The sequence below is a fragment of the Psychromonas sp. genome (assembly GCF_983033635.1).
Map to the genome: position 1 here is coordinate 1 of NZ_CEZLMY010000065.1, position 19,323 is coordinate 19,323.

Annotated in this window: 19 protein-coding genes and 1 riboswitch; of the genes, 6 read left to right on the forward strand and 13 right to left on the reverse strand. The window is 40.1% G+C overall.

Annotated elements, in window-relative coordinates:
- Positions 1-189: 189 nt before the first annotated feature.
- The 11 genes from AC4GME_RS10215 to AC4GME_RS10265 all read right to left on the reverse strand — a co-directional run bounded on the left by AC4GME_RS10215 (position 190) and on the right by AC4GME_RS10265 (position 9,266).
- Positions 190-798: a YccT family protein gene (locus AC4GME_RS10215; protein ID WP_490377488.1), complete on the reverse strand. Its 609-nt coding sequence runs from the start codon at positions 796-798 to the stop codon at positions 190-192.
- A 140-nt stretch (positions 799-938) separates the two neighbouring features.
- Positions 939-1,370 carry an RNA-binding S4 domain-containing protein gene (locus AC4GME_RS10220; protein WP_490377489.1) on the reverse strand — a complete coding sequence of 144 codons (432 nt, stop codon included), beginning with the start codon at positions 1,368-1,370 and terminating at the stop codon, positions 939-941.
- A gap of 19 nt (positions 1,371-1,389) precedes the next feature.
- Entirely contained in the window at positions 1,390-2,508 is a 1,119-nt protein-coding gene (gene thiH / locus AC4GME_RS10225) for a 2-iminoacetate synthase ThiH (RefSeq protein ID WP_490377490.1), read from the reverse strand.
- 1 nt (position 2,509) lies between these two features.
- Entirely contained in the window at positions 2,510-3,310 is an 801-nt protein-coding gene (locus tag AC4GME_RS10230) for a thiazole synthase (protein WP_490377491.1), read from the reverse strand.
- Positions 3,311-3,312: 2 nt separating this feature from the next.
- A complete protein-coding gene (thiS, locus tag AC4GME_RS10235) occupies positions 3,313-3,513 on the reverse strand; it encodes a sulfur carrier protein ThiS (protein WP_490377492.1) in 201 nt (66 codons plus the stop codon).
- On the reverse strand, positions 3,510-4,262 hold the full coding sequence (locus AC4GME_RS10240; protein WP_490377493.1) for a HesA/MoeB/ThiF family protein: 753 nt from the start codon (positions 4,260-4,262) through the stop codon (positions 3,510-3,512). Before AC4GME_RS10240 ends, thiS begins: the two co-directional genes overlap by 4 nt.
- A gap of 34 nt (positions 4,263-4,296) precedes the next feature.
- Positions 4,297-5,808, reverse strand: a complete 1,512-nt coding sequence (thiE, locus tag AC4GME_RS10245; RefSeq protein WP_490379341.1) for a thiamine phosphate synthase — start codon at positions 5,806-5,808, stop codon at positions 4,297-4,299.
- Between the two features lie 175 nt (positions 5,809-5,983).
- Positions 5,984-7,972, reverse strand: a complete 1,989-nt coding sequence (gene thiC / locus AC4GME_RS10250; RefSeq protein ID WP_490379342.1) for a phosphomethylpyrimidine synthase ThiC — start codon at positions 7,970-7,972, stop codon at positions 5,984-5,986.
- A 134-nt stretch (positions 7,973-8,106) separates the two neighbouring features.
- A riboswitch (TPP riboswitch) is annotated at positions 8,107-8,232 on the reverse strand.
- Between the two features lie 143 nt (positions 8,233-8,375).
- Entirely contained in the window at positions 8,376-8,570 is a 195-nt protein-coding gene (gene nqrM, locus AC4GME_RS10255) for a (Na+)-NQR maturation NqrM (RefSeq protein WP_490377496.1), read from the reverse strand.
- Positions 8,571-8,582: 12 nt separating this feature from the next.
- On the reverse strand, positions 8,583-8,954 hold the full coding sequence (locus AC4GME_RS10260) for a NifB/NifX family molybdenum-iron cluster-binding protein (RefSeq protein ID WP_490377497.1): 372 nt from the start codon (positions 8,952-8,954) through the stop codon (positions 8,583-8,585).
- Positions 8,955-8,966: 12 nt separating this feature from the next.
- Positions 8,967-9,266: a DUF134 domain-containing protein gene (locus AC4GME_RS10265; RefSeq protein ID WP_490377498.1), complete on the reverse strand. Its 300-nt coding sequence runs from the start codon at positions 9,264-9,266 to the stop codon at positions 8,967-8,969.
- Between the two features lie 96 nt (positions 9,267-9,362).
- Here AC4GME_RS10265 and AC4GME_RS10270 point away from each other — a divergent pair, with 96 nt between their 5' ends.
- A complete protein-coding gene (locus AC4GME_RS10270; protein WP_490377499.1) occupies positions 9,363-9,869 on the forward strand; it encodes a PaaI family thioesterase in 507 nt (168 codons plus the stop codon).
- A gap of 432 nt (positions 9,870-10,301) precedes the next feature.
- Here the strand turns inward: AC4GME_RS10270 and fusA are convergent, their stop codons facing one another.
- A complete protein-coding gene (gene fusA, locus AC4GME_RS10275; RefSeq protein ID WP_490379343.1) occupies positions 10,302-12,395 on the reverse strand; it encodes an elongation factor G in 2,094 nt (697 codons plus the stop codon).
- 211 nt (positions 12,396-12,606) lie between these two features.
- Positions 12,607-13,530, reverse strand: a complete 924-nt coding sequence (gene menA, locus AC4GME_RS10280; RefSeq protein ID WP_490379344.1) for a 1,4-dihydroxy-2-naphthoate octaprenyltransferase — start codon at positions 13,528-13,530, stop codon at positions 12,607-12,609.
- Positions 13,531-13,664: 134 nt separating this feature from the next.
- Here menA and AC4GME_RS10285 point away from each other — a divergent pair, with 134 nt between their 5' ends.
- The 5 genes from AC4GME_RS10285 (at position 13,665) to AC4GME_RS10305 (ending at position 19,311) form a co-directional block, all read left to right on the forward strand.
- Positions 13,665-14,933 carry an isochorismate synthase gene (locus tag AC4GME_RS10285; RefSeq protein ID WP_490379345.1) on the forward strand — a complete coding sequence of 423 codons (1,269 nt, stop codon included), beginning with the start codon at positions 13,665-13,667 and terminating at the stop codon, positions 14,931-14,933.
- 16 nt (positions 14,934-14,949) lie between these two features.
- Positions 14,950-16,692 carry a 2-succinyl-5-enolpyruvyl-6-hydroxy-3-cyclohexene-1-carboxylic-acid synthase gene (menD, locus tag AC4GME_RS10290; protein ID WP_490376695.1) on the forward strand — a complete coding sequence of 581 codons (1,743 nt, stop codon included), beginning with the start codon at positions 14,950-14,952 and terminating at the stop codon, positions 16,690-16,692.
- Positions 16,679-17,476 carry a 2-succinyl-6-hydroxy-2,4-cyclohexadiene-1-carboxylate synthase gene (menH, locus tag AC4GME_RS10295; RefSeq protein WP_490376696.1) on the forward strand — a complete coding sequence of 266 codons (798 nt, stop codon included), beginning with the start codon at positions 16,679-16,681 and terminating at the stop codon, positions 17,474-17,476. Before menD ends, menH begins: the two co-directional genes overlap by 14 nt.
- A 30-nt stretch (positions 17,477-17,506) precedes the next feature.
- Complete coding sequence (gene menB / locus AC4GME_RS10300; RefSeq protein ID WP_490376697.1) at positions 17,507-18,349, forward strand: 1,4-dihydroxy-2-naphthoyl-CoA synthase; 843 nt, start codon at positions 17,507-17,509, stop codon at positions 18,347-18,349.
- A 359-nt stretch (positions 18,350-18,708) separates the two neighbouring features.
- Positions 18,709-19,311, forward strand: coding sequence for a peroxiredoxin C (locus tag AC4GME_RS10305; protein ID WP_490376698.1), 603 nt, complete (start codon positions 18,709-18,711; stop codon positions 19,309-19,311).
- Positions 19,312-19,323 lie beyond the last annotated feature (12 nt).

A 19,323-nucleotide genomic window follows, 5' to 3' on the forward strand; every position in this document is an offset into this window, starting at 1 on the left:
ACTTTAAACAATTTATAATGCCTTTGACCGGACACTAGCAAAAAAAAAATCAGATAGGAATATAAAAAACGAAATAGTAAGTGAAAATGATGTTTTTTTATAACAAACACCCAACTTTATTAACAAAAAACACAAATTACTCACCCGCAAGGTATGCAAAACAAGTCAAGTTACAGATTAAATAATCAATTACTTGATTTGCTTAATTGCCCAACTAACAAATTGTTTTTGCGTTTGTGGATCAGCCTGCTCCCACCAATGGTGCAGCATTTTATCTGGAATATTTTCCTTGCCGTCATTATCTGTCTTTGCCGTTGTTTCCAGTAATGCGACAGTTTGCAGATTCTTTTCTTTCTTTTTAATCATGTTTCCTAATACACCCCGATCATCCATTTTAGCCTGATGCATTGTAAAACTCGCAAGCTCACCCTGTTCATTTTTTACATGGATCTGCGGATCTTTTATAAACGCTTGTGCATCAGAGACACTCTTTATTTTATATGCACTGCTAATTTGGTAATTTTGTCCCTGTTGCGCTAATAAAGAGATAATAATCGGCTCTGAAGTCACTCTTGTTGAACCGTTACCGATCTCATCCCTTACTGTATTTTTATATAACACAGCTATTTTCTGCGGACCTGGTTCAAGTGTTAAGCGGGTATTTTTACTAAACAGTGAGTTTTCAACCTCCTTACCGTTTAGAGCAAGAAACTCAAACTCTTTAGGAATTGACAAGGAACCTGCACAAGCACTTACACTAATAAATAGAGATAATATAACTGTAATAATTTTTTTCATGATTTTGACCTGTAGGAGGTTAATAAAGAGACGTAATAGTAGCAGAGTGGTAAACAACAGAGAGCTAAATTTATTAAAAATGCTCTCTGTATAAAAATATTGATAGAAAATCACAGCGAAATTAAAGCTATTAAAAGCTATTAAAAGCTAATCGGTTTACGCGATTTTTTAACTTTTCCTGCACTTTTTTCCTGCTTACCTGCACTGGCTTGTTTTTTTTCAGGTGCCCTATTTTCAGGCAAAGAGTTTTTAGGTGTATAATCAACAGGGTCTTGTTGATGCTCCTGCACCTCTTCGACAAACTCGTACTGTTGCGTTTCACCTTTTAAGGCGATTTGAAAATGCTGATTGTTAAAACTAACCAGATCTCCTGCATACACTTTTTTACGCTTACGTGTTTCAAGCTCACCATTAAGATACACATAACCGTCACTGATCACCTGTTTGGCTTCTCCGCCGCCTGACACCAAATTTTCAAACTTCAATATTTTATACAACTCTGTCGGTTGGTGATTTATTTCCACTAGGGTTGCATAAATTTCCTGCTCTTCTTCAAACTCATGATCAGACATATAGACTCTCTTTGAAAAATTATTTGCCGGTCAGACTATGATCCCAATCTTTCCAGACCACCTCATAACCTTGCGCTTTAACTAATTCGGCCATCTCAGCTGGCGAACGATCATCAGAAATTTCAAACTGCTCAAGGGCCTTTTCAGATTGCTGCGAGTAGCCACCCGGTTGCGTACTTGAGCCTGCACTTAATGTAGTAATACCTAAGGGTAAAACATTATTTCTAAAAACCTCAGATTCTCGCGTAGACAATGATAATTCAACTTCAGGATTAAACAAACGATAAGCACATATCAGTTGTACTAACTGTTTATCATTCATTTCCGACTTGATTTCCATACCGCCTTCACAAGGGCGCAGACGTGGAAAGGAGATAGTATAACGGCTTTGCCAATACTTTTTCTCTAAATAATTGAGATGTGCGGCGACATAAAAACAGTCTGTACGCCACTCTTCCAGTCCAATTAAACAGCCCAGTCCCATTTTATGAATGCCCGCTTTACCAAGCCGGTCATGTGTATCAAGGCGGTAATTGAAGTTGGATTTTTTACCTTTAAGATGATGCTGTGCATAGGTAACGGAATGATAAGTCTCTTGATAAACCAGTACCGAATCGACACCATAACCGATCAACACTTCATATTCAGCTTGCTCTAGCGGCTGTACTTCAATGGTGATATGTGAAAAGTATTTTTTAATAACCGGCAGTGCCTGCTTAAAATATTCAAGACCCACTTTTCGTTCAGATTCCCCCGTCACTAATAAAATATGGTCAAAGCCCATCTTTTTTATCGCGACACACTCCTCTTCAATCTGCTGCATATCCAAGGTGGTACGGCGGATTTTATTGTGCATTGAAAATCCACAATATGTGCAAATATTACTGCACATATTGGAAAGATACAGCGGGATATAAAACTGCTGCGTTTTACCAAATCGCTGCAAGGTGAGTTGCTGAGATTTTTGTGCCATCTGCTCTAAAAAAGGCTCTGCAGCGGGAGAAATTAACGCTTTAAAATCTTCTAAATCTAAGCGGGATTTAGCCAGAGCACGCCTGACATCATTATCATTTTTGCTATAGATAGAAAGACGAATATCATCCCACTGATAGTTTTTAATCTGCGCGCTAAAAGTCATCCTATTTTCCCGCTTCTAAAAAAGCTGTCAGCGGACTTGATGCAATGGCACGATTAGATTGCCCTGCTAAACCAGAAAGATATGCTTGACGCCCTGCTTGTACTGCTTTGGCAAACGCTTCACTCATAGCAACTGGATTTCCGGCTACCGCCATCGCAGTATTCACCAGCACCGCATCAGCCCCCATCTCCATGGCAAGCGCTGCATGAGAAGGACTGCCGATCCCCGCATCAACCACCACAGGGATATTGGCCTGCTCTATAATAATCTCTAAAAAATCGCGGGTTTTAATGCCTTTATTTGAGCCGATTGGCGCACCTAGCGGCATCACAGCCGCGCAACCTGCAGCTTCTAAATGTTTGCATAAAACAGGATCGGCATGCACATAAGGAAGCACAACAAAACCATCATTAGCAAGCGCTTCGGCAGCTTTTAATGTTTCGATAGGATCGGGCAGTAAATATTTAGGATCCGGGTGGATTTCTAATTTAACCCAATTGGTCTGCAGTGCTTCACGCGCGAGTTGCGCCGCAAAAATAGCTTCTTTAGCATTACGGGCACCCGAAGTATTGGGCAGTAAATTCATACCATTTTTAATTAACGGTGCGAGAATATCATCATCTTTATGCTGCATATCAACGCGTTTCAACGCCATCGTTACCAGCTGTGACTGCGAAGCCTGCAAGGCATCAATCATGGTTTGTTGATCGTTAAATTTGCCTGTGCCCGTAAACAGGCGGGATGTAAATGTCTTGTCGGCAATAACCAACTGATCGTTATCAATCATTTCATTAAATAGCATTATTAACCTCCAGCTATCGCTTGGAAAAGGGATATTTGATCACCCTCTCGAAGTTTATATTCAGACCATTTGGAGCGGCTAATAATGCTCTGATTAACAGCAAGAGCACAGCCTTTTAGTGGTTTATCCAAGTGGTTGAGCAACTGCTCAACCGTGCTGTTCTCTGCGATTTCAACAGGGCTCTCATTTACTATTACATTCATCGGTTTTGTCCACACACTGTGCAATTAGGATCTTTATTGATAACAAAAGTCTGCCAGTCAAGCGTTTTACCATCAAAGAGTTTCAATCTGTTTTTAACACCGGAAGGTAAACCAACAATATGTTTAATCGCTTCCAACGCCTGCATAGTACCAATGGTGCCAACAACGGGTCCAAGTACACCTGAATTACTACAATTAAGGGTTTGCTCTTCACTGTTAGGAAATAAACAGTGATAACAGGCAGAGTCTGCCTGACGGTTGTCAAAAAACATCAACTGCCCTTCCAGACGAATTGCCGCACCCACAATTAAAGGCACTTTTGCTTTAACACAAGCTGCATTAATCATCTGCCGACTATCCATATTATCGGTACAATCAAGCACTAAATTAACCATCATCAGCTCCATCAAAAGCTGCGCTTCGTCCATTTCAACATTAATACTGCGAACTCTTATTTCCGGGTTAATCATCTCTAAGCGGTGTTTCATTAACTCCACTTTATCAGCGCCAATGTCGCCCGTCTGATAACCAATTTGACGCTGTAAATTACTCACTTCAAGACAATCAAAATCAGATAAGACTAGAGAACCGACACCGGCACCCGCTAAATACATAGCAGCAGGAGAGCCTAACCCCCCCATACCAATAATTAGTACTTTGCCATCTTTAAGATCTTTTTGTCCTAATTCACCGACATCTTCTAATAACAGATGGCGACTGTAACGTAACATTTCTGCATCACTGAGCATGGTTTACCTCCATATAAGTGCGATTTGTCAGCTTTCACTTTTCCATTATTTGATTAAACGATTCAATCACCGCTTGCGGATCGTCGCTAAGGGTAATTGCAGTAACAACCGCAATACTGCCAATCCCCGTTGCCCAAACGGCAGGTGCGCGCTGCAGATTAATCCCGCCAATCGCAACCGTAGGAATATCTGACAGCAGTTGTGCGTATTTCGCCAAACGTGTTAACCCTTGCGGATCTGACGGCATCTCTTTGGTTTGTGTTTCAAAAATATGGCCCAATGCGATATAACTTGGTCTTAACTGCTTAGCACGTAACATCTCATAATAACCGTGCGTGCTTAGGCCTAAACGCAACCCAGCATCAGCAATCATTGGCAGATCGGCAAGATCCATATCTTCCTGACCAAGATGCACACCGTATGCCTGATGTTTAATTGCCAATTGCCAGTAATCATTGATAAATAAACGCGCCTGGTATTTTTTACCTAATGCAATCGCATCAATAATCTGCTGTTCAACTTGCTCGCTCTGTTTATCTTTAATGCGTAGCTGCAGGGTTTTCACGCCCAATTTCAGCACTTTTTCTATTAACGAAACACTATCTAAAACAGGGTATAGTCCGAGTTGCAGCGTATCGCAAGAGGCAAAACCCGGTCCCGCTTCTAATCTGCCGGCAAGATCTAATTCATAACCAATTTTCGACTCAGGTAAGACCACATCAGGGAAATCCGCTTTATTAGTTGGCCAGCCTGAATGTGCTATTGCACCTTCACCTTTACCAAGCTGTTTTGCGGCTTTTAATCCTTGGTTTAGATACGCTTTAGCAATCACTAATGCATCTTCAATAAAATAATCTAATGCTATAGTGGCTGCAATCGCACTGGCTAATGTGCAGCCGCTGCCATGACTATGTACATTGCTTAACCGCTCACTGCTTAACGCAATTTCGCGTCTGCCATCGGTCCAATAATCAAGCGCGATTTGATCCACCAACTGAAAATGACCGCCTTTAATCAACACGCTTTTACAGCCCATAGAGATTAACTTTTCAGCTGCCGGCTTTAATGATTCGCCACTAATTAAGACATGGCCGGATAACGCAAGCACTTCATTCGCATTGGGTGTTAACAAATCAATATAAGGCAGCAAGTCTGTTTTAATGACTTCAACAATACCCTCTTCGGCCATATTATCGCCAGTCGATGCAACGGCAACAGGATCGTAAATAACATACGGAGCCACAAGCCATGATTGCTTAAATTCCGCTAATTTTTCAGCAACAATCTGCACATGTTTAATACTTGCAAGCAGACCAATTTTTATAACCTTAGCAGGCATATCGCTCGCTAAACGCTCAAGCTGTTCGCGAAACATCTGCTCAGAAACACTTTCCACTAAACTCACTGTTAAGGAGTTTTGCGCGGTAACTGCACTAATAACACTGCAGCCATCCGCGCCTAATGCTTTAATTGTATGAAGATCCGCCTGGATCCCCGCACCAGCGCTACAATCTGAACCGGCAATTGTCCAAACAATATTACTCATTCGCAACCTACTTTATTAAAGAAAGAAATAATCATTTTTGAATTACGTTGAATCCTTAACGACTGAATAGCAAGCTGTTTAGCCAAAATACAAGCAGAAAGCGCACAGTTGATAGCTATCAATGAGCACTTTCAACACCGAAACTGGCTTAAACAACAAACTAGAATGGCATTAATTAAGCTTTATCAGCTTGTAAGACTGGCGGCTGATATATCTCTGCACCAGACTCATTAAACTCTTTAGCTTTTTCCGCCATGCCTTTATCTGCTGACATAGTGATAGTTTCATCAAGTAATTTAACTGAGATTTCGCCTTTTTCTAACTTATTGGCAAACTCACGAACATCTTGAGTGATTTTCATTGAACAGAACTTAGGCCCGCACATTGAGCAGAAATGCGCGACTTTGCCCGACTCTTGCGGCAGGGTTTCATCATGATATTCTCGGGCAGTAACCGGATCTAAGCCTAAGTTAAACTGATCCTGCCAGCGGAATTCAAAGCGCGCTTTTGATAATGCATTATCACGGATTTGTGCTCCCGGATGACCTTTGGCTAAATCGGCAGCATGGGCGGCTAATTTATAAGTTACCAGCCCCACTTTTACATCATCTTTATTGGGCAGACCTAAATGCTCTTTTGGTGTGACATAACATAACATCGCACAACCGTACCAGCCGATTTGAGCAGCGCCGATACCGGAAGTAATATGATCATAACCTGGTGCGATATCTGTGGTCAGCGGGCCTAATGTGTAGAAAGGCGCTTCAAAACAGTCTTCCAGCTGTTTATCCATATTCTCTTTAATCATCTGCATCGGCACATGGCCGGGACCTTCAATGATAACCTGCACATCATACTCCCAGGCAACTTTAGTTAACTGCCCTAAAATTTCCAGCTCAGAATATTGAGCCAGATCATTTGCATCAGCAATTGAGCCTGGACGCAAACCGTCACCTAATGAAAGCGCGACATCATACTGCTGACAGATTTCACAGATTTCGCGGAAGTACTGATAAGCAAAGTTTTCTTTATGATGTGATAAACACCATTTAGCCATAATCGAACCGCCGCGGGACACAATACCTGTTACTCGTTTTGCCGTCATTGGTACAAAACGCAGTAATAGCCCCGCATGAATAGTGAAGTAATCCACCCCCTGCTCAGCTTGTTCAATTAACGTATCACGGAATACTTCCCACGTTAGGTTTTCAGCTACGCCGTTTACTTTTTCAAGCGCCTGATAAATAGGCACGGTGCCGATTGGCACAGGAGAGTTGCGCATAATCCATTCACGAGTTTCATGAATATTACGACCAGTTGACAGGTCCATTACCGTATCGCCACCCCACAGCGTTGACCAAACTAGCTTTTCAACTTCCTCTTCAATTGAAGAGCTAACCGATGAGTTGCCGATATTAGAATTTACTTTCACCAAGAAGTTACGGCCGATAATCATCGGCTCAAGTTCCGGGTGGTTAATATTTGCAGGGATAATCGCGCGCCCTTCAGCAACCTCTTTACGCACAAATTCAGGAGTGATTTTTTCTTGTAGATTTGCACCAAAACTATGACCGGCATGCTGGAAATGTAACGCCTCACATTTTACGCGGTCACGGCCCATATTTTCACGAATGGCAACGTATTCCATCTCTGGTGTAATAATGCCTTGGCGGGCATAGTGCATCTGACTGACACATTTACCTTTTTTAGCGCGAAGCGGTTTGGGTAAATCTGCAAAACGCAGCTCATCTAATGTGTCATCTGCCAAACGTACTTTAGCAAAATCAGAGCTTACATTTTCTAATGTTTCAACATCATCACGGGCAGTGATCCAAGCTTCTCGCAATTTAGGCAAACCGGCATGAACATCAATTTCACTGTTTGGATCAGTATATGGACCAGAGGCATCATAAACTGGAATTGGCTCATTTTTTTCAAAGATTGGGTTTTCTTCACTGCCGCCGACAAAGGTATCGTCTTGATGAATCTGACGCATCGCCACTTTAATCGGATGAATTTCACCATTGATAAAAATCTTTTCCGAATTTGGATAAGATTCATTATTTAAGTTTTGAATATAATCTTGCGCCGCTTGGCGAGATTCTTTACGTGATAAACCTTTACGGCTGGTTGTTTTTAAATTTGAATTTACTTGATTAGACATAGCATTCTTTACCTTAATTATTTAAGAGTTTTTAAGAGTGCTTGTCGAAAATGCAGTGGAAAGTATAAAGATCGCCATATAATCAAACTCACTTAACATGCAGGTTTATGCGTATTACGAGAGCTTAGAATAAAAAGCGCCTTCACCTTGTTCCCTTCGCAGGTATTACCCCAATCAGGTTCCACGGATTCCACTTTGATACTTAGAAATAAGTTTCTAAATTAAGTGGTCTCAGCCCGAAGGCGCTCCGACAAGATGCAGGCAGTATAGAAGAAAAACAAGGGAAGTTAAATAGAATAACTGAATGTTATATACCCAATCTACCTTAATATGCAAAATCAGCAGGTCGAGAGGTCAGCATCTTGAAGTAGAATGGGTATATATTAAATCATATAAAGCAGTCTCACTCTTTCGGTTCTTGAATTTGGTACAATATCTGCAGCTCATCACATACCGTTTCACAGTCACAGCTTTTCTCGATGCCGACACTCGCAAGGCCACCGCAACTTCCCTGAATACCTTTCTGACCAAAAACAACACCCACCGCCATAGCGACAATAACCAGTAAAAAAATTAAAAAGGCAATAATAAATTCCACTGTTTTTTCCTCTTAATGGTGTCCACAACAGCTAGTTTTTTTCTTCACACCTTGCTCCGGCTTGGTCAGTGAATTTTTTTGTAAAGCCGCATTTTCTAATAACTCATTAGTGCTATTACGTGTATTACCCTGTTCAACTTTAAAGCCGGCAGTTAATAACTTAGTAAGTGTCTTTTCACCAATTTTTCTGACAATCACCACATCACACTCTCTTTTATGCAGCAGTTCGATTAATAACCTTTTTCCTGCACAACCTGATACAGCTAACGCTGGATTTTTATACACAGCAATCACTTCCTGCTGCTCATTATAAAAAGTAAACTGTTCGGCCTTGGAAAAGTGGTGAGCGAGTTGCTTCTCTGTTGTTGCAATTGCATAAATCATAGTGTTTTTTCCTTAATCTACAGATGAAACTAATTTTTCCGGTAAGACTAATGCGTTTCCATTAATCAACGCAGTGCTTATTTTAAGACGTGATTTTTTTAATATGTTGGCAAACGTTTGTCGTGAAACCTGCATTTTTTGCGCGGCATCTTGTTGAGATAATCCATCAATATCGACTAGGCGAATGGCTTCAAACTCATCCGCTTCTATTTTAATTTTAACAAGCTCAGATGCGGGCACTCCGTTTGGTTTAAATAGACTAAATTTAGCGCAACTATCTGCGCAAATATGGCGCTTTATTTTTGGTCTCATTTTAAGTTCTCAATTATGTTTGCTCATGCTATCCTACTCAAGTAATTGGCATATGCCAATTACTATTTTTTTAAAGTTACGCAAGGGGCTAAAACAATGAGTGCTAATAACGAACCGGAAAAGCAAATATTGATGCAGTTATTACAAGAGGTTCAGCCCGACATTCAATTTTCTTCTTTGCTCTTACTGGACAAACAACAGAGCCATCAGCGTTGCATGTTATGTGGCACACAAGCCCTATTAGGCTTAAAGCTGAACTTTTACAGCAGTTGCAATCACCAAGTGTGGGCGCGAGTCAAAGGCACAATCCATCAGCAAGGTTATCAAGGAATTTTACATGGTGGATTTTTATCAGCTCTACTTGATAGCGGCATGTGTCAGGCTCTCTTTAAGCAAAATATTGAAGCTGTCACTGCGGATATGAATATTCGTTATCTGCATGAAGTACCGATAAACAATGATATTTTAATTACAGGTAAGATAATTTCCTCTCACCCTCCACTTTATAAAGTGGAGGGTGAGTTATATGTCGATGGCAAACTGATGGTAAAAAGTAGTGGGCGCTTTATGAAAAAAGGATTTGGAAAAAATAAAAATGTCTAACAACACAATACAGATTACTTTTTTGGTTGATAATACAGCCCAATAAGGGCTGTCTGCAGAGCATGGCTTTACAGTTTTGATTGAGCAAAACAAAAAAGCCCCTGTTATTTGCATAACAGGGGCTTAAAGTTAATTTCTACCTAAGTAGAAGCTAATTAAGAAATATTATTTCTTAGCAGCAGCTTTTTCAGCTTTCACTTTCTCGCCTATTTTTCAATAACAGAGCTTCTGCAACGCTCGTTCTTTGAGGCATAGTGACAAGGCATGTCGTTTTTGAACTCCATAGAGAACTGACCTCGACCTGAAGTTATTGTTTGTTGAGAGCTAAATTTAAACGCCCAAATATTCCATAAAATTAAGACATAAAAAAACCCTGATAACTTTCATCATCAGGGTTTAACAACTTTAAAATAGTTTCTTATTTAAAAGAAATTATTTCTTAGCAGCTGCTTTGTCAGCTTTAACTTTCTCGATAACAGCATCTGAAACGCTGCCTGGACAAGGCATGTAGTTTTTGAACTCCATAGAGAACTGACCACGGCCTGAAGTCATTGTACGTAAAGAACCGATGTAACCAAACATTTCTGAAAGTGGAACGTCTGCTTTAATACGTACACCAGATGCGCCTGCTTCTTGACCAGCGATCATACCACGACGACGGCTAAGGTCACCGATAACATCACCAACGTGATCATCAGGAGTAAACACGTCTACAGCCATGATTGGCTCAAGAAGTTGTGCACCCGCTTTAGGGATAGACTGACGGAATGCACCACGAGCTGCTAATTCAAACGCTACTGCAGATGAATCCACGGCGTGGAAACCACCATCGTAAAGTTCGATTTCAACGTCAAGTACAGGGAAACCAGCTAGAACACCAGTATCCATCATGCTCTTGAAGCCTTTCTCGATAGCCGGGAAGAATTCTTTAGGTACATTACCACCAACAACGATTGAGTTGAAAGTAAAGCCAGTACCAGGTTCGCCAGGCTTAATACGGTAATCGATTTTACCGAATTGACCAGAACCACCAGACTGTTTCTTATGCGTGTAAGAATCTTCAACTTCTTGAGTGATTGTTTCACGGTAAGCAACTTGAGGTTCACCTACTATTAAGTCAACACCGTAAGTACGTTTAAGGATATCTACTTTGATATCTAAGTGAAGCTCACCCATACCAGACAGGATTGTTTCACCTGAGTCGATGTCAGTTTCAACTTTAAATGTTGGATCTTCAGCAACCATTTTACCGATAGCAATACCCATTTTCTCAGTTGAACCTTTATCTTTAGGTGTAACTGAGATAGAGATTACTGGGTTAGGGAATACCATCGCTTCTAGGATGATTGGATCTTTTGGATCACATAATGTGTGACCAGTTTGAACGTTAGTCTTCATACCAACGATAGCGATGATATCACCCGCTTGTGCTGAAGTAAGTTCGTTACGATCATCTGCCTGCATTTCACACATACGGCCAACACGCTCAGTTTTACCTGTCGCAGCGTTCATGATCGTATCGCCTTTCTTAAGAGTACCTGAGTAGATACGTACGAAAGTAAGCGAACCAAAACGGTCATCGGTGATTTTGAATGCTAGTGCTTTGAAAGTTTCATCAGCAGAAACTAGTGCAAATTCACCATTTGGCTCGCCTTCTTCGTCTGTAAGAGGTTGTGGATCAACATCTGTAGGACAAGGTAGGTAATCAACAACAGCGTCAAGAATGTTTTGAACACCCTTGTTTTTGAAAGCAGAACCACAGTAAGTTGGGAAGAAGTCCATTGTACGCGTACCTTTACGGATACAACGCTTGATCTCTTCAAGAGATGGCTCTTCGCCTTCAAGGTATGCTTCTAGTAGATCATCATCTTGACCTAGTGCTTCTTCAAGCAACATTTCACGGTATTCTTCTACTTTATCAACCATATCCGCTGGGATATCTTCGATTTTGTAGTTTTCAGGAAGACCAGAGTCATCCCAAACAAATGCTTTACGAGTTAGAAGATCAACAACACCAACGAAATCATCTTCGATACCGATAGGAAGAACCATCACTAGTGGGTTTGCACCAAGAACGTCTTGAGTTTGCTTAACTACGCGGTAAAAATCAGCACCCATACGGTCTAATTTGTTTACGAAGATAATACGTGCAACTCTTGAGTCATTCGCGTAGCGCCAGTTAGTTTCTGACTGAGGTTCAACACCACCAGAACCACAGAATACACCGATACCACCATCAAGTACTTTAAGAGAACGGTATACTTCAACAGTGAAGTCAACGTGTCCAGGAGTATCGATAACGTTAAAACGGTGATCGTCCCAGAAACAAGTTACAGCAGCAGACTGGATAGTAATACCGCGCTCAGCTTCCTGTTCCATGAAGTCAGTTGTAGATTCGCCATCATGTACTTCGCCAGTTTTGTGGATCTGACCAGTAAGTTTTAGGATACGCTCGGTTGTGGTAGTTTTACCCGCATCAACGTGCGCGAAAATACCAATATTTCTGTATTTACTTAAATCTGTCATTTTTTATACTCTGTATGTAAAAAATTGAAATCAATATTCCCGCGCATTATACAATTTTTACCGTTAAACAGAACACAGAATTTAGAAAAAATAGAAAATATGTTGTTTTTTTCGCCATTATTTTGGTTAATTTAAAAAAAAAAGCCCGAAATAACGCAAAATAGGAAATAGCCCATTTTATAATGGTCAATTTTCGCAAAAAAAAGTCTTATTAATTGATAGGAATTAATAGCAATGCAAACAAAACAGAAAAAACAAAAGTAGATAAGGCTGTATTTTTTAATTCTCTATTAAAAGCTTCTCCATCACGAAGATCTTTGCTGATCGCTGCATACAAAGAGAAGCAACTTTTAAGCAACGGAGTTAAAGTGAGTAAGAAAATAAATTGCCAGTTGTGAATATTTTCAAGCTTGAATAAATACAGGCTTGCTAATAATGGAGCCATTAAAACAAGAAACAGATGATATATAAAAGCAGATTTACGACCCCATAAAACCACCAGCGTAGTTTTATTCGCAGCTTTATCACTGTACATATCGCGGATATTATTAATATTTAAAACTGCAACAGATAGCATTCCGACACTGCATGCCGGCAACAATAACCACCAGTTAAAGGTCTGAGCGTAGAGATAATAACTACCGATCACCCCCAATAAGCCAAAGAAGATAAATACAGCGAGATCCCCCATTGCACGGTAACCATAAGGTAATTTACCCATGGTATAAGTAATGGCAGCAACAATCGCCAGCAAACCAAATAACAAAAACAGTAACCAGCTGTGCAGATCATCACCCAAAGCAACCACCAGCAAACTCAAGCCAGAGATAAAGCATAAAACAGTAGTTAAAGTTATTGCCATTTTCATAGCGGATTGACTAATCAAGCCTGTCTGCATTGAACGTTTCGGCCCGACACGCGTTTCGTTATCGGCTCCAGAAACAGCATCTCCATAATCATTAGCAAGGTTAGATAATATTTGTAATAACAAGGCGGTGAGAAGCGCTAAGCTAAAAATAACAAGATCAAAAATTTGTTCCTGTATAGCGAGACCTGCCGCTAAAATAATCGAAGCGGCAGCAAGGGGTAATGTACGTAAACGTAATGCGCTTATCCAAACTGAAAGCTTATTCATCAAAATTTTCCTAACTATGCTTAATTATGCGCTATTCCAACTAGGAATAAGGTGTTAATCGCGCTACATTAGCAAACCTGAATCTATAAATATATAACCACTCTATGCCTGCAGCAGAGCAAAATTTCAAATCGATGATTAATTTTATTAACGAGCAATTACAACAATTTGCAAAACAACAGGGTGATAAACCAAGCTTTAATCTAGTTATTCCTGTTGCGAAGTTTAATCTGCTTGCTTTATTAAAAGGCCAATCTCTTGCCGGCACTCCTATTTACCCGGCTATTTACTGGCAAGATAAAGAACAACAACAAACCATTGCCTGCTTAGGACTGATCGAAGAAAGCAATATTATCCCGCAGCCGACTGAGCAAGCCTGCTATTTTGGCGGATTAGCTTTTCAACAGCAAGGAGCGCAGTGGCCTGATTTTCCCGCGACGCGTTTTATTCGCCCCGCATTGGAATTTAAGCAAAGCAAGCAAAAGCTCACGCTAACCTGCCATTTTAATGGCTTGCACTCGATTCAAGAGACCTTACTTTTAGTCAATAGATTACAGAAACCACAAGCGTTAACCGCTGTTAATAATAACATTCTTTCCCGCTGTGATTTACCCAATCAGCAACAGTGGGCAGATTTAGTGGAACTGGCAATAGAATATAAAGCGTTATTACCAAAAGTTGTTTTATCCCGTGAAACTGAGCTAATTTGCCAGAACAAGGTTAACCACTTAGATCTGCTCGCTCAATGGCAACAAGCGAATCCAAATAGTTTTCATTTTAGTTTACAGTTTTCAGAAAAACATGCCTTTATCAGTTGCTCACCAGAGCGTCTTTTCAGTCGGGAAAAACAGAAACTTAAAACTGAAGCGTTAGCTGGCACAATTAACCGCGGCCGCAATGAGCGCGAAGATGAGTTTTTATTACAAAGCCTGTTAACGGATAAAAAAATTGATAGAGAAAATTATCTGGTGCAAGAGTTTATAATCTCTAATTTAATGCAGTTAAAAGCACAAGTCTCTTGTGAAAATGCACAGGTCATGCAGCTGCAAAATGTACAGCACCTATGCGTACCGATTAACGCAACCTTAAATGCACAGACAACTGATGCCAGTCTGCTGCATAAACTTCACCCGACCCCGGCAGTAGGCGGTTGCCCTAAGCACCCTGCTCTGCAGTTTATTAATGACAAAGAACCTTATCTACGTGGCTGGTATGCAGGTGCCGTCGGTTATTTGCGTGCCGACAAAAGTGACTTTAGTGTAGCCATTCGCAGTGCCTTAATTGCAGACAATAAAATCAAACTGTTTGCCGGTGCAGGTATTGTCACCGGCTCGATTGCCGCACAAGAGTGGCAGGAGCTAGATAATAAAATTCATACTATTTTAGATATTTTATCGGACTAAAAGAGAGTAAATAAAGATGAGAGAAGCATCAACAAGCAGTTCACCGTTTACTCAAACCGCCCCTAACATTAATCTGTTATGGGCTTCCCTTTTTGTCGAAGAGTTAGTGCGTAATAATATTCATGACTTTTGTATCGCACCTGGTTCACGTTCCACTCCTTTAACATTAGCTGCCGCCAGCCATAAAGAGGTAAACACGCATATTCACTTTGATGAACGAGGACTCGGTTTTTTTGCTCTCGGCATTAGTTTATCAAGTAATAAACCTGTGGTAATTATCACCACCTCAGGCAGTGCGGTAGCAAACCTTTACCCTGCAGTTATTGAAGCCAAACAGAGTAATATTCCACTGATTATATTATCAGCCGACAGGCCTCCAGAGTTAATTAATTGTGGTGCCAACCAGGCGATTGACCAACATGCTATTTTTGCTGATTATCCGGTTTTTTTCAGGCAAATCCCAAGTCCATCTTTGCAGATAAAACCTAACTATCTATTAACGACCATTAACCAAGGTCTGGTTACGCAGAAAAACAGCCCTGCGCCGATCCATTTTAATATCGCTTTTCCTGAGCCTTTATATCCGCAAAAAAACAGCATTAACTACCAGGAATATTTATCACCAGTAAAACAGTGGTTAACTGCAAACGAGCCTTTCACTAGCTATATTATGCAAGAAAGTAGTTATAAAAACAGTTCACAAACACAGCTTGCGGGTAAAAAAGTATTAATCATTGCCGGTCGCTTACAAGATAAAAATCATGCAGAAGCGATTGCTGAATTTGCTAACAACAATCACTACCCGCTACTTGCAGATATTCAGTCATCAATAACGGCACAAGGTAACAACCTCTTCTATTATGATCTCTTGCTGGTAAATAAAGAGTTTCAAGCACAGCTGGCGCAAGCGGATATTATTATACAATTTGGCGATAAACTTATCTCTAAACGCTTAGAGCAATTTGTCGCGCAGTTTAATGGTGAATATTGGTTAATTCAAAATGGCAATCAATGCATTGATCCCAACCACCAGCTAAACAAACGTTTTGCCAGTAACGCCTGTGAATGGATCAAGTCACAATCAAACCCATTGCCAACAATTGAGCAAAACTGGTTAGTAAAACTTACACAATATAATCAGCAAATTTCACAACAAATCATAACACCATTTTTAGCAAACAATAGGTTTTGTGAAATCAATATTGTTGATGCTTTAGATAAGTTACTTCCTGCTGATAACCCGCTATTTATTGGTAATAGTATGCCAATTCGAATAAGCGATATGTTTATGAAAAACAATCAGTCGCTTGTTTTTAGTAACCGTGGCGCAAGTGGCATTGATGGTTTACTGGCAACAGCTGTGGGAGTTGCCAAAAATGCACAGCAGGTCACCACCCTATTAATAGGTGATACCTCTTTTCTTTATGATTTAAACTCATTGGCTTTATTAAAACAGCTTAACCACCCTTTTATTATTATTGTGATTAATAATGATGGTGGTGCGATCTTTAATTTATTACCAGTGCCGGCACAGCAAAAACAGGAATTTTACCAACTTCCACATGGATTAACGTTTTCTGATAGCTGCAGACAATTTTCTATTGATTATTATAACCCGAGGCAACTTGATGAGTTTAAAGGAAATTATCAAACAGCGTTAAAAAATAGGGTTTCATTAATTGAGATTAGTGTAAAAAACGACCAAACTAGTATTCAACTTGAACAACTCAAAGAGCTGATAAAAGATGCCACTTTTTAGTCAGGTACAAGGTAAAGCTGAAAATCCTACTCTGGTTTTTTTACATGGGTTTTTAGGCAATTTTAATGATTGGACTGAAACCATCAGCTATCTTAAAGAAAACTATTATTGCATCAGTTTAGATTTACCTGGTCATGGACATTCAGTCCCGACCTCCCCACCTTTACAAGGCGGATTTGAATACTGCCACCGTTTGATTAGAAGTGCCTTAGATGATTTGCAAATTAAGCAATATACTTTTATTGGTTATTCCCTCGGTGGACGCATAGCCCTTGATTATGCTCGTACACAAAACGATAGCGATTTAAAAGGCCTCGTTTTAGAATCTTGCCATACAGGCTTAAGTAACCAAGCAGATAAAGATCAACGCTACAAACATGATCTTAATTGGGCAAAACGTTTTGCTACACAAAGTGTTGTTGAAAGCTTATATGAATGGTATGAACAAGATGTTTTTAGCGATCTTTCCTGCCAAGAAAAAGATGTTGTGATTAATAAACGAAGCCACAATTATGGGGTGTGCTTAGCCAATATGTTATTGGCAACAAGCCTTACTAAGCAAACAGATGCTTTACCTTTTTTACAAAGCAACAGTTTGCAAAACAATCCATTACCTATTTATTACTGTTTTGGGGAAAAGGATAAAAAATTTAAAAACTTAGCGGATAAATTATCCACACAAACAAATATTAAGGTAACTGAGTTTAATGGTGTAGGTCATAATATCCATCAACAGAACCCACTACAATACGCACAGTTTATAAGACAACATATTGCCAAATAATTTTTCATTAATAAGAAATAAGAGAGAAAAATGCCTGATTTAGATTTTTATTCGCCTATAACTTGGGAAAATAGTGAACTAAACTTCACTGATATTATTTATAACAAAGCCGACGGTATTGCCAAAATCACCATTAACCGCCCGCAAGTGCGTAACGCATTTCGTCCGCAAACAGTTAATGAGATGATGCAGGCACTTAATGATGCGCGTTATGATGATAAAATTGGCGTAATTATTTTAACCGGTCAGGGGGAGTTAGCCTTTTGCTCCGGTGGCGATCAAAGTGTGCGTGGTGATTCTGGTTACAAAGATGAAGTTGGCGGACATCACCTTAATGTTTTAGATTTTCAACGACAAATCCGCACCTGCCCAAAACCAATTATTGCAATGGTTGCCGGTTACGCAGTTGGTGGCGGTCATGTTTTACATATGATGTGTGATTTAACAATCGCAGCTGACAATGCCCAATTTGGTCAAACAGGTCCTAAAGTGGGTTCATTTGATGGTGGCTGGGGTGCAAGCTATATGGCTCGTATCGTCGGTCAGAAAAAAGCGCGTGAAATATGGTTTTTATGCCGCATGTATGATGCACAAGAAGCTGTTGATATGGGGCTTGTAAATACCGTTGTTCCCCTTGCCGATTTAGAAAAAGAGACTGTCAAATGGTGTCGTGAAATACTGCAAAACAGCCCGATGGCATTACGTTGTTTAAAAGCAGCGCTTAATGCCGATTGCGACGGGCAAGCCGGTTTGCAGGAGTTAGCAGGCAATGCCACTATGCTGTTTTACATGAGTGAAGAGGGCCAGGAAGGCCGTAATGCATTTAATGAAAAACGTAAACCTGACTTTTCAAAATATGGTCGCAATCCTTAAGTTAAGATACTAACGGGCAATAAGGAGTAATTATTGCCTTTAATAAATAACTTAAAGCAGACCTTTCAAAACAGGGTCGCAATCCTTAAGTTAAGATACTAACGGGCAATAAGGAGTAGTTATTGCCTGTTACCAAAAACATAAAGAAGATTTTCCAAAACAGGGCGTAATCTTTAAGCTCAATAATCTCTGCTGAAAACTCATCGCGTCACCCCTATAAAAAACGTCATTTCAATAGAAAAAAACTATCAGTCTGATTGGTATAAACAATTCGATTCTACCTATACTTTCACGCATGCTATAGAAGTAAGCAGCAAGCAAAATATTATTAACTTATAATTCATTAAGAGGAAAATCTCATGGTATTAGTAGGCAAGCAAGCTCCTGATTTTACAGCAGCAGCAGTACTAGGTAACGGCGAAATCGTAGATAGCTTTAACCTTAAAGAATTTACTCAAGGTAAAGAAGTAGTTGTCTTTTTCTATCCTCTTGATTTCACTTTTGTATGTCCTTCTGAGTTAATTGCATTCGACAAACGTTTTGGTGAGTTCCAGGCGCGTGGTGTGGAAGTAATTGGTATTTCAATAGACTCTCAATTCACGCATAACGCATGGCGTAACACCGCTATTAACGATGGTGGTATCGGCGCAGTTCAGTATCCACTGGTTGCAGATGTTAAACATGAAATTTGCAAAGCATACGATGTTGAACTGGAAGAAGCGGGTGTTGCATTACGCGGTTCATTCTTAATCGACAAAAACGGTCTAGTACGTCATCAGGTAGTAAACGATCTTCCACTCGGTCGTAATATCGATGAAATGTTGCGTATGGTTGATGCACTTCAATTCCACGAAGAGCACGGTGAAGTTTGTCCTGCACAATGGGCAAAAGATAAAGCGGCGATGGAAGCAACACCAGAAGGTGTGGCTAATTTCCTAGCTGAACACAGTGACGACCTATAATCACTATTGATT

Bases quoted from the DNA above. Each gene is read 5' to 3' on its own strand.
- thiE (WP_490379341.1), bottom strand. From the start codon at position 5,808: ATGAGTAATATTGTTTGGACAATTGCCGGTTCAGATTGTAGCGCTGGT.
- AC4GME_RS10270 (WP_490377499.1), top strand. From the start codon at position 9,363: ATGAGTGCTAATAACGAACCGGAAAAGCAAATATTGATGCAGTTATTA.
- thiS (WP_490377492.1), bottom strand. From the start codon at position 3,513: ATGAATGTAATAGTAAATGAGAGCCCTGTTGAAATCGCAGAGAACAGC.
- menB (WP_490376697.1), top strand. From the start codon at position 17,507: ATGCCTGATTTAGATTTTTATTCGCCTATAACTTGGGAAAATAGTGAA.
- AC4GME_RS10240 (WP_490377493.1), bottom strand. From the start codon at position 4,262: ATGCTCAGTGATGCAGAAATGTTACGTTACAGTCGCCATCTGTTATTA.
- AC4GME_RS10305 (WP_490376698.1), top strand. From the start codon at position 18,709: ATGGTATTAGTAGGCAAGCAAGCTCCTGATTTTACAGCAGCAGCAGTA.
- AC4GME_RS10265 (WP_490377498.1), bottom strand. From the start codon at position 9,266: ATGAGACCAAAAATAAAGCGCCATATTTGCGCAGATAGTTGCGCTAAA.
- menA (WP_490379344.1), bottom strand. From the start codon at position 13,530: ATGAATAAGCTTTCAGTTTGGATAAGCGCATTACGTTTACGTACATTA.
- menH (WP_490376696.1), top strand. From the start codon at position 16,679: ATGCCACTTTTTAGTCAGGTACAAGGTAAAGCTGAAAATCCTACTCTG.
- thiC (WP_490379342.1), bottom strand. From the start codon at position 7,972: ATGTCTAATCAAGTAAATTCAAATTTAAAAACAACCAGCCGTAAAGGT.
- AC4GME_RS10215 (WP_490377488.1), bottom strand. From the start codon at position 798: ATGAAAAAAATTATTACAGTTATATTATCTCTATTTATTAGTGTAAGT.
- thiH (WP_490377490.1), bottom strand. From the start codon at position 2,508: ATGACTTTTAGCGCGCAGATTAAAAACTATCAGTGGGATGATATTCGT.
- AC4GME_RS10220 (WP_490377489.1), bottom strand. From the start codon at position 1,370: ATGTCTGATCATGAGTTTGAAGAAGAGCAGGAAATTTATGCAACCCTA.
- AC4GME_RS10285 (WP_490379345.1), top strand. From the start codon at position 13,665: ATGATTAATTTTATTAACGAGCAATTACAACAATTTGCAAAACAACAG.
- menD (WP_490376695.1), top strand. From the start codon at position 14,950: ATGAGAGAAGCATCAACAAGCAGTTCACCGTTTACTCAAACCGCCCCT.
- AC4GME_RS10230 (WP_490377491.1), bottom strand. From the start codon at position 3,310: ATGCTATTTAATGAAATGATTGATAACGATCAGTTGGTTATTGCCGAC.
- AC4GME_RS10260 (WP_490377497.1), bottom strand. From the start codon at position 8,954: ATGATTTATGCAATTGCAACAACAGAGAAGCAACTCGCTCACCACTTT.
- fusA (WP_490379343.1), bottom strand. From the start codon at position 12,395: ATGACAGATTTAAGTAAATACAGAAATATTGGTATTTTCGCGCACGTT.